Here is a 12,282-nt window from a genome sequence, read left to right as displayed (position 1 = left end):
GTGCGGCCGGGCAACGTGGGTATGGAGAGTCAGCCTGTGCCGGGGTAGGACAGGGGTCGGCAAAAGGCGCTCTGACCAGCGGAAACTAGGACCCCAAAGCGTCTGTTCGGCCCGTCGGCCGCTCTGGTTTACAACGTTATATAGCCGCTCCGCGGGGGTCGGCAAGGGGGTTGCGTGAGGTTTCCGGAATGTGATGCGGTCGGCGTCCGCTCGTGGCGGCGGGTCGTGGCGGTGGGGTGGCGGCCGGATGGCGCACGGGTCTGGACACCCACTCCCGGGCGTGCTGTCATTCCGCTGCAGGCCAAATTTCCAACGATGGAACGACCGCTGGTGCGTGCCGCCGCCGCTGTGGGCTCCGGCGTCCCGTAGTCCCGTATTCGCGTAGTCCCGTATTCGCGTAGTCCCGTAGTCCCGTCGTACCCCAGACACCCGTGCCCTGAGGGCGAAGACGACACCTCACGGGTCTTCGTCAGTCGCCGCACGCACTCCACGCAGGTCCGTCTCCGATCCCGCTGTGCGAGGAAACTTCCGATGACACGACATCACGCCCGCCCACGATCCAGAATCTGGGCGCTGCTGACCGCGGCCGCGCTGGCGCTGACGGGCACCCTTGTCCCCGCGGCCTCGGCAGCCGAACCGCCGAGCCGCGCCCCCGCGTCCGCCGATGCCCACGGCCTGAAGGGTGAATACTTCAGCATGTCCGAGCCGGGCGCGCGCGACTTCGCCGACCTCGGTGGCGTAGCGCTCGACCCCCAGATCAACTTCCCCGGACTGACCGGCACCTTCGAGTCGATGACGGGGCGTCAGGAGCACACGACGGCGCGCTGGACCGGCCAGATCACCCCGCCGGCCACCGGCGACTACACGTTCTACGGAATCGGCGACAACGGCTTCCGGCTGTTCATCGACGACAAGCCGGTGATCGACCACTGGGTTCCCGACTGGGACAAGGAACAGACCAGCGCGGCGGTCCGGCTGACCGCGGGCGAGTCGCACGAGTTCCGGATGGAGATGTTCCAGGACATCGGCGGCGCCAACATGTTCCTTCGCTGGTCGGGCCCGGACACCGCGAAGCAACTGGTGCCGGAGACGGCGTTCACCCCGCCCCCCGGCTTCGAGATCTACCCGGTGGACCTCGGCGTCTCCGGTGACGGTCTGCGTCTGAAGGCGACGTTCGAGAACGAGGTCGGCGGCACCGAGGCGGTCAAGGACCACCTGGAGGTCGAGGCCGACACGACCGCGATTCCGGTCGAATCCGCAGCCGTCGCTCCGGACGACCCCAACTCCCTGGTCGCCACCCTGTCCGCGCCCATCCAGAAGGACCAGCAGATCCGCGTCGCGTACGACGGGGAGGGCGGTCTCACGGCAGGCTCCGACACCGTGCCGGAGATCCGGCGCTCGGCGCAGAACGACTCCACCCACCGGCTCACCACCAAGTGGGGAGACGAGCTCGACAAGAAGAACCCGCTGCCCGAGTACCCCCGCCCGCAGCAGGTCCGCGCCAAGTGGAAGAACCTCAACGGCCCGTGGCAGTTCACCGGTGCCGACTCGGGGGAGAAGCCGGTCTTCGGCAAGGACCTCGACGAGAAGATCACCGTGCCCTTCCCGGTCGAGTCGCAGCTCTCCGGGCTGGAGCGGCACGAGGACCACATGTTCTACCGCAAGCTCGTGACCGTGCCGAAGAACTGGAAGGTCGGCAGCCGCAACCGGCTGAAGCTCAACTTCGACGCCGTCGACTACCAGGCCCGCGTATGGGTCAACGGCAAGAAGGTCACCGAGCACACCGGGGGTTACACCGCCTTCAGTGCCGACATCAGCGACGCGCTCAAGGGCACCGGACCCCAGGAGATCGTGGTCGCGGTCACCGACACCGGCGGTGCGAACCAGCCGAAGGGCAAGCAGTCCACCGATCCGGGCGGCATCGTCTACACCCAGTCGTCGGGCATCTGGCAGACGGTCTGGATGGAGCCGGTCGCCGCCGCCGCTTCGGTCGACAGCATCAAGACCACGCCCGACATCGACTCCAGCAGCCTGGCCGTGACGGTCAACTCCGAGGACGCCTCCTCCAGCGCCCGCGTCAAGGCAGTCGCCCGCGACGCCAAGGGCAAGGAGGTCGGCTCGGTCAGCGGGCCGGCGAACAAAGAACTGCGCCTGCCCGTCAGCAGGCAGCACCTGTGGTCCCCCGACGATCCGTACCTCTACGACCTCGACGTCAAGCTGACCGACGGGAAGTCGAAGGACAAGATCAAGAGCTACTTCGGCATGCGGAAGGTCGGGATCGAGAAGGTCGGCGGCTACCAGAAGCTCGTACTCAACGGAAAGCCGGTCTTCTCCCTCGCCATGCTGGACCAGGGCTTCTGGCCCGACGGCCTGCACACCCAGCCCAGCGACGCCGCCCTCGCCTTCGACCTGAAGGCCCAGAAGCGGCTGGGCTTCAACGCCGTGCGCAAGCACATCAAGGTGGAGTCCGCCCGCTGGTACCACCACGCCGACAAGCTCGGTCTGCTGGTGTGGCAGGACTTCGTCTCCGGCGACCTCCCCGACGAGAGCGGCCAGAAGGCCTTCGTCGCCGAGGGCAAGGAGATGATGCGGCAGCGGCACAACTCGCCGTCGGTCATCGGCTGGGTCGTCTTCAACGAGGGCTGGGGCGAGTGGAACCGCGAGGAGTCCGGCCGGATCGCCGAGTCCGTCAAGGCCGCCGACCCCTCCCGTGTCGTGAACGCCCACAGCGGTGTGAACTGCTGTGCTTCGAAGGGCGATTCCGGCAAGGGCGACGTCATCGACCACCACGACTACACGAACACCGACCCTCCCTTCCCGGACGAGAACCGGGCGGCGATGGACGGTGAGCACGGCGGTTTCACCCTCCGTACGCCCGGACACATGTGGCCGGGCGCGCCCGCCGCGATCTACAGTGGCGTCGCCGACAAGGACGCGCTCACCCGCAAGTACGTCGAGAACACCGAGACGTTCTACCTGGAGGCAGCCGGTGCCGAGCTCTCCGGCTCGGTCTACACCCAGATCACCGACCTGGAGAACGAGCTCAACGGCTTCTACACCTATGACAGACGGGACATCAAGGTCGATCCGTCCAAGGTGCGCGAGATCAACCGCAAGGTCATCGAGGCCGGCGCCGCCGCCGGTGAGCGGGACGAACTGAGCGGCGGAGGATCCTGGCCCCTCGACGAGGGCAAGGGCACCACCGCACAGGACGAGGGCCCCAACGGGAGCACACTCACGCTCACGGACGGCACCACCTGGACCCCCGGCGTCAGCGGCAGCGCACTGAGCTTCGACGGCGACGGCCAGTACGCCCAGACCGGCGGGCCCGTCCTCGACACCACGAAGAGCTACTCGGTGTCGGCCTGGGTCACGCTCGACTCGGTCCCGGACAACTACGCGACCGCGGTCAGCCAGGACGGGCGACGCCAGGAGAACCCGTTCTACCTCCAGTACGGGCAGGGCGCCTTCGCGTTCAGCATGCCCGGCGGCAACCGTGCCCGCGTGGAGACGGAGCCCGAACTGGACCGCTGGTACCACCTCGTCGGCGTGCGGGACACCGCGAGTGACGACATCAAGCTGTACCTCGACGGCAAGTTGGTCGCCACCGCCGAACCCGGCCCGGCCGACGTCAGCACCGGCCCCCTCTCCCTCGGCCGCGCCCAGTGGAACGGCCAGCACGGCGACTTCTGGGATGGCGCGATCGACCAGGTGCACGCCTACGACAAGGCACTCACCGCCGAGGAGGTGAGCGCCCTCAACGCTGCGGAGAAGCCGTAGCCTTTGGCGGCGACCGCACCGGTGCCGGGCGCGCGGGCCCTGTCCGCGCGCCCGGCACCACGGGCGTTGCGTTCCGCTTGGCGGCCCGGCACTCTCCTTCGTGGCCTCGCCGCGAAGGCCCAGCCGGTGCCGCCGCAGTGTTGGGCCCCTGTTCACGTGCGCACGAAGACCGGGCCACCTCCGCTTCCTAGGGTTACGGCTGCCCCGACCGCGGCAACCAACCTCGCGGTCCACTTCCATGGCTGGAGGCCCTCCGTGCGCCCCGACAGTGCCGCTTCACCCTCGATGTCCGAGCTCGCCCGGCGCCGCCTGTCCCGCCGGACGGTCCTGGCAGGCGGGCTCGCCACCGCCACGGCCTCGTTCTTCGGCGCCACGGCCACGCCCGAGGCTGCGGCCGGCACCCAGCCGGGCGCCACGCCCGGCGCCGGCCACGGCAGGCCGGGGCTGCTCGGGTTCCCCGCGGTCCAGCCGAGCGTCGCCGACACGGTCGTGCTGCCGCCCGGATACCAGCACCAGGTGCTCTTCCCCTGGGGCCACCCGATCGTGCCCTCCGGGCCCGCGTTCGCCGAGGACGCAGGCAACAGCGCGGCGGAGCAGGCGCATCAGGCGGGTGACCACCACGACGGCATGTGGTTCTTTCCGCTGAAGGGCGGACCTTCTGGACGCTCGGGCCTGCTCTGCGTGAACCACGAGGCGACGAGCGAGCAGTTGCTGCACACGGACGGCCGGGCCGACTGGTCGCCGGAGAAGACCGCCAAGTCGCTCGCCGCGCACGGAGTGTCGATCATCGAGGTCGAGCGGGACCGCGACGCCCGGTGGCACCTCGTCGAGTCGAAGTTCGCCCGCCGGGTGACCATGACCACGTCCGCCGAGGTCACCGGACCCGCCGCGGGACACCCACTGCTGCGTACCCACGCGGACCCCACCGGCGTCCGGGTGCTGGGCACCCTGAACAACTGCGCCAGCGGGCCGACGCCCTGGGACACCTATCTGACGTGCGAGGAGACGATCAACAAGTACTTCTACTTCGGCGAGGAGCCACCGGCGGCCGGTTCCGTCGAGGAGCGCTACGGCATCGGATCGGAGGAGCCGTATCCGTGGCACACCACGGAGGCCCGATTCGACATGAGGGAGGAGCCCAACGAGTACAACCGGTTCGGCTGGGTGGTGGAGATCGACCCCTTCGACCCCACGTCGACACCGAAGAAGCGGACCGCCCTGGGCCGTATGGAGCACGAGAACGCCGTCGTCGTACGCGGCAGGCGCGGCGAGGCCGTCGTCTACATGGGCGACGACACGCAGTTCGACTACTTCTACAAGTTCGTGGGCGCGGAGCGGATCCACAAGGCGCACAAGCGCGGACGCAGCCCGCTCGACAAGGGCACCCTCTATGTGGCGCGGCTGGACGAGGACGGCACCGGCAGCTGGCTTCCGCTGGTGCACGGTGAGCCGGGCCTGACCGCGGCCGACGGCTTCGCAGACCAGGCCGAGGTGCTGATCCGCACCCGCCTCGCGGCCGACGCCGTGGGCGCGACCCCGATGGACCGCCCGGAATGGTGCACCGTGCAGCCCGGCACCGGCGCGGTGTTCTTCACCTGCACGAACAACACGGCCCGGACCGAGTCGGTGAACGCGGCCAATCCACGACGGGAAAACCGCTTCGGCCACATCATCAAGATCGACGAGGGCGGAGACCCCGGCGCGGAGACGTTCGACTGGGACGTGTTCCTCCTCGCCGGGGACCAGGCCAGCGGCGCCACCGTCCCGCCGGACCAGGCTTTCGGCTCGCCCGACGGTCTCTGGTTCGACGCCGAGGGGCGGCTCTGGATCCAGACCGACGGCACCCAGCCCACGGTCGACGGCGCCGAGCAGAACAACCAGATGCTGGCAGCCGATCCGCGCACGGGTGACATCCGGCGCTTCCTGGTCGGGCCGCCGCGCTGCGAGATCACCGGCATCACCTCCACGCCCGACGGCCGGTCGCTGTTCGTCAACATCCAGCACCCCGGCGACTCGGGCACGCCCCAGGACCCCCGGGCGAGCTCGAACTGGCCGGACTTCAGCGCCACCGGACGTCCCCGGTCAGCAACGATCGTCATCACCAGGGAAGACGGCGGCGTGGTCGGCGGCTGACGGGGGTGCGGGCAGGGCGGCATACCGGCGCGGCGACGTGGGGTTCGCTGCCGCCGCCGCGGCCTCCCCGTCCAGGTCTCGCCTTCGGCGGCCGAGCCGACTCGCGGGGGGTCGCCCGGAGCGAAGACCCCCTTGCTGGAATACGGCGGCAGCGGTTGGTCTTACGCAGGTGCCAGGCCAACCTCTCAGAGAGCCGACATGCTTACGGAGCGGAACATGCGCATCGGAGAGTTCGCCGAACGAGTCGGCGTCAGCCCTCGCTCCCTGCGTTACTACGAGCAGCAAGGGCTCCTTTCGCCTTCCAGGGACGCCAACGGGCACCGCGAGTACGAGGAAGCCGCTCTCGACCGGGTACGCAACATCAAGGATCTGCTCGTCGCTGGACTGACCACCGATGACGTCCTGCTCTACCTCTCTGCGGGCTGCCTGGAACACCGCCTGACCGACTCCCCCCGCTGTGCGGCCGAAGTGGAAACGGCGCAGCGGCGGCTGGCGGGACTGGAGGACAGGATCGCCCGGCTGCAACAGGTCAGGGACCGGCTGGTCCAGCACTGTGCCGAACTGGAAGAGGCGGTCGTGCCGCAACGGGACAGCCCTTAGGCATCTTCCTGCAGGTCTTCACGGGACGGTGACCCGGGCGGCAGGGGTTTTGGCGAGGGGAGTGGCGGTGGGGTGGCGGCGGATGGCGGCGGTCATGAGGAGGAGGGCGGCCAGGCCGGTACCGGTGGCGGTGAGGGAGACTCCGGTGCCGTTGTGGGTGCTGAGCGCGGCGCCGCCGACAGCGCCGGCGAGGGCGATGCCGAGGTAGAGGCCGCTGGTGTTGAGGGCGACGGCTTCGGTTCCGGCATCCGGGGCGAGGTGGAGGGCGCGGGTGTTCATAGGGGGGTTGAAGCCCCAGGCGGCGAAGCCCCACAGGGCCAGGGCGAGGGCCACGAGCCAGACCGGGGCGTCCTGTTGGGCGGTGGTGCCGATGAGGGCGAGTCCGGCGGTCGCCACGACGAGACCGGTGAAGGTGGCCAACAGGGCTTTGTCGGCGCCCCAGCTGTCGGTGAGGCGGCCTCCGGCGAAGGTGCCCACGGCGCCGGCGACACCGATCACGGCGATGAACAGGGCGAGGACCGCGCCGTTCTTCCCGGTGAGGTTCTCGGTGACCGGGGCGATGTAGGTGTAGATCATCAGCCCGCTGCTGGCACCCAGCACCGTCCCGGCCACGCACATCAGGAGGGCGGGGCGGCTCAGGATGCGCAGCTTCTGGGCGACGGTGGCTTCGGTGGCGCCCGAGAGGCGCGGCAGGAAGCAGGCGGCCGCCGCGGCGACCACGACGGTGAGCAGGGCGACGGCCAGGAAGGTGGCCCGCCAGCCGAACGCGTCGCCCACCAGCGTGCCCAGCGGCACGCCGACGAAGAGCGACACCGTGAGGCCGGCGGCGACGGTGCCGATGGAGCGGCCGATCCGCTCCGGCGCCGAGAGGCGGCCCGCGAGCGCGAACACCGCCGGGGTGAGGGAGGCCGCGACCAACGCGGCCACCACCCGCATCACCATCAGCAGCCCGTAGCCGGGTGCGAGCGCGGTGGCGACGTTGGCCACCGCGAACACGACAAGGCCCCCTACCACCAGCGCCTTGCGCGGCAGCCGGGCCGTCAGCACCGCGAGGACCGGCGCCGCCACCGCATACGTCACCGAGAACACCGTCACCAGCTGCCCGGCCGCAGCCTCACTCACCTGCAGATCCTCCGCGATCTGAGGCAGCAGCCCCGCGATCACGAAATCGTCCGTACCGATCACGAAGGTCGTCAGCAGCAGACACACCAGCCACCCCGGCCCGCGCGGACGCACCACATCACTCGCATCAGCAATCATGCGGGCACCGTAGGACGCTGACACTAGCGTCAAGGGCAAGTCCTGCTGCTGGAGAACGCCCCGTCGCGCCGTGGTGCGTAGAGGGACTCGATGACCGTGAAGAGGCTGACGCGTTCGTCGCGCTCGTCCAGGACCTCGTGGTCGGGCGCGTGGAAGAAGAGGCTCTGCCGCCCTCCGCCGGGGCCGAGGACCATCAGGCGCTCCAGCGGGTGGAGGCCCATGGGCGTCCGGCACCCCCGCGTCCGGCACCCCCGCCAGCGGGCGCGGAGCCTCCTCCGGGACGGCGAAGGGCTCCCAGCGCAGTCGCGATGGCGGGCCGTCACAGCGGGTGAGCGTCGGCGTACTGGCCCTGAGTGGCCGTTTCCGACCATAATGTGAGTGCAGGGCGCGGCCAGAAGTGGCTTGCTCCCGCGCTCACTTGCCCCCTGTGCCGACGCGTGGTCACTGAGCACCGAAGGAGCCTCATGTCACTCGGCTTACCCCCGGTTCACGTGCCCGTGGAGGGCGGCTCGGCTGTCCACCTCGTGGGTGACACGTACACGACGCTCCTCGATTCGGGGCAGACCGGCGGGGAGTTCTCGCTGATCGAGGCAATCATGCCCGCCGATGCCGGGCCCCCACCGCACACGCATCACGGTGAATCGGAGACATTCATCGTGATGGAGGGCGAACTCGTCATCACCGCGGGCGACGATTCGTACGAGGTTGCGCCCGGTGGGGTCGTATACGTGCCGAAAGGTGTGCGCCACTCATTCAGGAACCTGAGCCGCACCACACCGGCCCGCATATATTTCCTGTACGCACCCGCCGGTATGGACGGCATGTTCGCCGAAATCGGATCCCCCGGCACTCGCGGCGTGGTCGGACCGCCTCTGAACGACGCCGACGTCCAGGCGATGACGGCCCTCGCCGGAAAATACAACTACACCTTCGACTGAGCGAGCCGCCGCGTCACAGGGGGCACCTCCACTCCAACGGTGGCCGTCAGCGACGCTGGCACCCTGCCGTGCACGGACCGGCGCGGTGAGGCATTGCCCCACCGACCCTTGGAACACCCCCGCCTGAGCAGAGGTGAACCGATTCCCGAGAGGCCCAGGCTGCGGGGCGGGCGGTGTGCCCGGCTTGGCTGTGCTTTAAGGGAGGCTGGCGGGTCCATGCCCAGTGCGCGCCAGGGCAGGGGCGTCCCGAGGCGTACCCGTGGCATCTGGCGCTCGCGGCGGCTGACGAGAGCCTGACCCCCTAACGGAACGAAAGATCCCCTTCCTTTGCCGAGCCAGGCGCATCCGCGATCACGTTCACGGTCGTGGCGCGTGGCGGGATTCGATCATCGACAGCGTGCTCGAGCAGGAGCGGCGCACCGATACCGGCAGGGGTCGGGGCTTCTTCGTGGCATGGCGTGATCGTCTGCGCCCGTGGCCGAGCTGGTGATCTTCACAGTGGCAACGCAGAGGTGCTGCTGAGCCAAGGCCCCAGCTCCGGTGGGGAGGTCGGCTGGGGAGCCAGAGTGGGGCGGGTGGGACTCGAACCCACGGCCGACGGATTATGAGTCCGCTGCTCTAACCGGCTGAGCTACCGCCCCGAAACGGCGTGCCGCGCACAAGTGTGCGCGCCGTCTGCCGCAGCATAGCTGCTCATACGATCTCCCGCCCGTGCCGGGTGGAGACCGCTGTTGATCAGGACATCGTTCCTGGCCCGCGCGGTTCCCGGTTCGGCGGTTCGCTTTGCCGGGAACGCTGCCGGGAGGTGCCGAGGCGCCGCCGGGAGGCGGCCGGGGCAATGAGAAAGGGCCCCTCGCGGGGCCCTTGATACTGCTCCCCCGACTGGATTCGAACCAGTAACCTGCCGGTTAACAGCCGGCTGCTCTGCCGATTGAGCTACAGGGGACTGCACTGCTCGGACTCGCCTACCCGCCTCCGGGGGCGTTCCCTCGCTGCGAGCAATACATTAGCGCATGCCCGGGGCTGCGCCGAAATCGGTTTTGCGCGCGCCCCCAGACAGGACAAGGAAAGGGTTGCGCCATGCGGTACCGCCTGACGTTCGTCGTCGGACTGGCCATCGGATACGTGCTCGGCACGCGCTCCGGCAGGGAGCGTTACGAACAGATTCGGCAGGGTGCGGAACAGTTCGCCCAGAACCCGGCCGTGCGCAACGCCGCGGAGGCCGCCGCGCTCAATGGGCGCTCCATGGCGACCAGGGCCTTCGACACGGTCAACGACAGGGTCGGGCACCGGCTTCCGCCCCTGGTCAGCGACAAGGTGCACGCGATGCGCGACCGCGGCGTCCCCGCAGACGACGACTGGGGCACCAGCAACACCTGAGCACGGAAAAGTGTGTGCTTGGTCACGCATGTGTCCTTGATCACGAAGGAAGGGGCCGCGCCTGCGCGGGGTCGAGCAGTGGGGCCAGGAGGTCCCCGTGCTGCTGGAGCCGCTCGGGCGTGTCCGATGCGAGGAAGACCAGGTCGTCCGGGGTGCGGGCGGCTTCCAGCTCCTCCCAGGTGACGGGTGTGGAGACGGTGGGACGGGCCTTGGCGCGCAGGGTGTACGGGGTCGCGGTGGTCTTGGCCCAGGAGTTCTGGGAGTGGTCCACGAACACCTTCCCGGCGCGCAGTGACCTGGTCATCCGGTGCAGTGCGAGGTCGGGGAGGGCGGCCTCGGCCTCCCGCGCGAGCGTCTTGGCGTAGGCCGAGGCGGCGTGGCTGTCGGTGGGTACGAGGGCTGCCAGGAGGTGGAGGCCCTTGGAGCCCGAGGTTTTGGGATGGGCGGTGAAGCCGTCCTCGGCGAGCCGTTCGCGCAGCCAGACGGCGACGGTGCGGCAGTCGAGGACGGTGGCGCCGTCGCCGTCGCCGGGGTCGAGGTCGAAGACGATGCGGTCCGCCTGGCGTTCGGATTCGATCCGCCACTGGGGGGTGTGCAGTTCCAGTGCGGCCAGATTGGCCGCCCAGATCAGACTCGCGAGATCCTGGATCAGCACTTGCTGCCCCGTCTTGCCGCCGCTGCGGTGGACCTTGCAGGTGGTCACCCAGTCGGGGGTCCCGGGCGGCACGTGCTTCGCGAAGAACCGCTGCGCCTCCACGCCGTCCGGGAAGCGGAGGAAGGAGACGGGGCGCCCGTAGAGGTGGGGGAGGACGGCGTCGGCGACCGAGGCGTAGTAGTGCACGGCCTCACCCTTGGTGAATCCGGCGGCCGGATACAGGATCTTGTCGAGATTGCTGAGCGCCACTTTGCGGCCCTCGATCTCTGCCATGGGCATACCCTGAGAGTCCCATGGAAGGGACAAATGATGCGTTCCATCTGGAAAGGGTCCATATCCTTCGGTCTGGTCACCATCCCGATCAAGGTGTTCTCTGCTACCGAGAGTCACAGCGTCTCGTTCCGTCAGATACACACCACGGATGGCGGTCGTATCCGCTACCGGAAGGTGTGCGAGCTGGACGAGCGCGAGGTACCCGGCGAGGAGATCGGCAAGGCATACGAGGCGGCAGACGGGACGGCAGTCCAGCTCACGGACGAGGACCTCGCCTCCCTCCCGCTGCCGACGGCCAAGACGGTGGAGATCCTCGCCTTCGTGCCCGCCGAGGAGATCGACCCCATCCGGTTGGACCGCTCGTACTTCCTGTCGGGCGACGGGCAGGGTGCCAGCAAGCCGTACGTGCTGCTCAGGGAGGCGCTGGAGCGTTCGGGGAAGGTCGCCATAGCGAAGTTCGCGCTGCGCGGCCGGGAGAGCCTGGCGATGGTGCGGGTGTACCAGGACACGCTCACTCTGCACATGATGCTCTGGCCGGACGAGATCCGGTCGGCCGAGGGTATGGCCCCGAGCGGCAAGGTGGAGGTGCGCGACGCGGAGCTGGACCTGGCGGACACCCTGATGGCGACGCTGGGTGAGCTGGACACGGGCGAGCTGCACGACGACTATCGCGAGGCGATGGAGGCGCTGGTCGCGGCGAAGGAGCAGGGCGCCGCGCCGGCGGCGGAGAAGCGGGCTCCGGCCGAGAAGGGGAAGGTCTTGGACCTGATGTCGGTGCTGGAGAGCTCGGTGCAGGCGGCGAAGGAGTCGCGCGAGGACGTTCCGGGGGCGGCCGCGGGGTCGGAGGAGGCGGAGTCGGGGCCTGGCGGGACGGTGCATGAGATGCGCCGGAAGGGCGCGGCGAAGAAGAAGGCCGCACCTGCCGGGAAGAAGACCGCATCGCAGAAGGCCCCGTCAGGGAAGACCGCGAAGAAGAGCACCGCCGCGAAGAAGGCCGCGAAGAAGGGCACCGCCGCGAAGCAGGGCACCGCGAAGGCTGGTGCGTCGTCCGGGAGCGCGGGCGAAGGTGGCTCCGCGGGAAAGCGGGCCGCGCAGAAGCGGACACCACGGAAGTCCGCCTAAGGTCTGGCGGGTGATCCCTGGCGGGCCCGCTGTTGCAGTCCGCCGCCCCGGCGGGGCCCAGCGGAGGCTCCCAGCCGGATATGTGACCCAGGTCACGAAGAGGGTGTTCGACGCTTCTCCTCTGGAGCGCGTATCCCCTGT

9 protein-coding genes and 2 tRNA genes are annotated in these 12,282 nt (G+C 69.3%); 6 read left to right on the top strand and 5 right to left on the bottom strand.

Annotated features, from left to right (window positions below; translation table 11 throughout):
* Positions 1 to 531: 531 nt before the first annotated feature.
* The 3 genes from LHJ74_RS10345 (at position 532) to LHJ74_RS10335 (ending at position 6,513) form a co-directional block, all read left to right on the top strand.
* Entirely contained in the window at positions 532 to 3,780 is a 3,249-nt protein-coding gene (locus LHJ74_RS10345; protein ID WP_260217606.1) for a LamG-like jellyroll fold domain-containing protein, read from the top strand.
* Between the two features lie 255 nt (positions 3,781 to 4,035).
* On the top strand, positions 4,036 to 5,913 hold the full coding sequence (locus LHJ74_RS10340; RefSeq protein WP_260217605.1) for a PhoX family protein: 1,878 nt from the start codon (positions 4,036 to 4,038) through the stop codon (positions 5,911 to 5,913).
* A gap of 216 nt (positions 5,914 to 6,129) precedes the next feature.
* Positions 6,130 to 6,513 carry a MerR family transcriptional regulator gene (locus LHJ74_RS10335; protein WP_260217604.1) on the top strand — a complete coding sequence of 128 codons (384 nt, stop codon included), beginning with the start codon at positions 6,130 to 6,132 and terminating at the stop codon, positions 6,511 to 6,513.
* 18 nt (positions 6,514 to 6,531) lie between these two features.
* Here LHJ74_RS10335 and LHJ74_RS10330 read toward each other — a convergent pair whose 3' ends face one another.
* Both LHJ74_RS10330 and LHJ74_RS10325 read right to left on the bottom strand, forming a co-directional pair.
* Complete coding sequence (locus tag LHJ74_RS10330; protein ID WP_260217602.1) at positions 6,532 to 7,773, bottom strand: MFS transporter; 1,242 nt, start codon at positions 7,771 to 7,773, stop codon at positions 6,532 to 6,534.
* Positions 7,774 to 7,802: 29 nt separating this feature from the next.
* On the bottom strand, positions 7,803 to 7,994 hold the full coding sequence (locus LHJ74_RS10325; RefSeq protein ID WP_260217601.1) for a hypothetical protein: 192 nt from the start codon (positions 7,992 to 7,994) through the stop codon (positions 7,803 to 7,805).
* Positions 7,995 to 8,237: 243 nt separating this feature from the next.
* Between LHJ74_RS10325 and LHJ74_RS10320 the strand changes: the two genes are divergently transcribed.
* Positions 8,238 to 8,711 (top strand): cupin domain-containing protein, encoded by a 474-nt coding sequence (locus LHJ74_RS10320; RefSeq protein WP_260217600.1) that lies wholly within the window; start codon positions 8,238 to 8,240, stop codon positions 8,709 to 8,711.
* A 567-nt stretch (positions 8,712 to 9,278) separates the two neighbouring features.
* Here the strand turns inward: LHJ74_RS10320 and LHJ74_RS10315 are convergent.
* Both LHJ74_RS10315 and LHJ74_RS10310 read right to left on the bottom strand, forming a co-directional pair.
* Positions 9,279 to 9,352: transfer RNA gene (locus LHJ74_RS10315), tRNA-Ile, on the bottom strand.
* A gap of 232 nt (positions 9,353 to 9,584) precedes the next feature.
* Positions 9,585 to 9,657: transfer RNA gene (locus LHJ74_RS10310), tRNA-Asn, on the bottom strand.
* 134 nt (positions 9,658 to 9,791) lie between these two features.
* On the opposite strand from LHJ74_RS10310, the gene LHJ74_RS10305 reads away from it, so the two are divergent.
* Positions 9,792 to 10,091: a YtxH domain-containing protein gene (locus LHJ74_RS10305; RefSeq protein ID WP_260217599.1), complete on the top strand. Its 300-nt coding sequence runs from the start codon at positions 9,792 to 9,794 to the stop codon at positions 10,089 to 10,091.
* 40 nt (positions 10,092 to 10,131) lie between these two features.
* Here the strand turns inward: LHJ74_RS10305 and ligD are convergent, their stop codons facing one another.
* Positions 10,132 to 11,025, bottom strand: a complete 894-nt coding sequence (ligD, locus tag LHJ74_RS10300; protein ID WP_260217598.1) for a non-homologous end-joining DNA ligase — start codon at positions 11,023 to 11,025, stop codon at positions 10,132 to 10,134.
* Between the two features lie 30 nt (positions 11,026 to 11,055).
* On the opposite strand from ligD, the gene ku reads away from it, so the two are divergent.
* Complete coding sequence (gene ku / locus LHJ74_RS10295; RefSeq protein WP_260217864.1) at positions 11,056 to 12,141, top strand: non-homologous end joining protein Ku; 1,086 nt, start codon at positions 11,056 to 11,058, stop codon at positions 12,139 to 12,141.
* The last annotated feature ends 141 nt before the right edge of the window (positions 12,142 to 12,282 follow it).

The sequence above is a fragment of the Streptomyces gossypii genome, assembly GCF_025165795.1.
Lineage (GTDB): Bacteria > Actinomycetota > Actinomycetes > Streptomycetales > Streptomycetaceae > Streptomyces > Streptomyces gossypii.
Note: the sequence above shows the minus strand (reverse complement) of the source record. Positions and strands in the feature narration are given on the sequence as shown.

Coding starts and splice junctions, on each gene's coding strand:
- LHJ74_RS10305 (WP_260217599.1), top strand. CDS start 9,792: ATGCGGTACCGCCTGACGTTCGTCGTCGGACTGGCCATCGGATACGTG.
- ku (WP_260217864.1), top strand. CDS start 11,056: ATGCGTTCCATCTGGAAAGGGTCCATATCCTTCGGTCTGGTCACCATC.
- LHJ74_RS10325 (WP_260217601.1), bottom strand. CDS start 7,994: ATGGGCCTCCACCCGCTGGAGCGCCTGATGGTCCTCGGCCCCGGCGGA.
- LHJ74_RS10320 (WP_260217600.1), top strand. CDS start 8,238: ATGTCACTCGGCTTACCCCCGGTTCACGTGCCCGTGGAGGGCGGCTCG.
- LHJ74_RS10345 (WP_260217606.1), top strand. CDS start 532: ATGACACGACATCACGCCCGCCCACGATCCAGAATCTGGGCGCTGCTG.
- LHJ74_RS10330 (WP_260217602.1), bottom strand. CDS start 7,773: ATGATTGCTGATGCGAGTGATGTGGTGCGTCCGCGCGGGCCGGGGTGG.
- ligD (WP_260217598.1), bottom strand. CDS start 11,025: ATGCCCATGGCAGAGATCGAGGGCCGCAAAGTGGCGCTCAGCAATCTC.
- LHJ74_RS10335 (WP_260217604.1), top strand. CDS start 6,130: ATGCGCATCGGAGAGTTCGCCGAACGAGTCGGCGTCAGCCCTCGCTCC.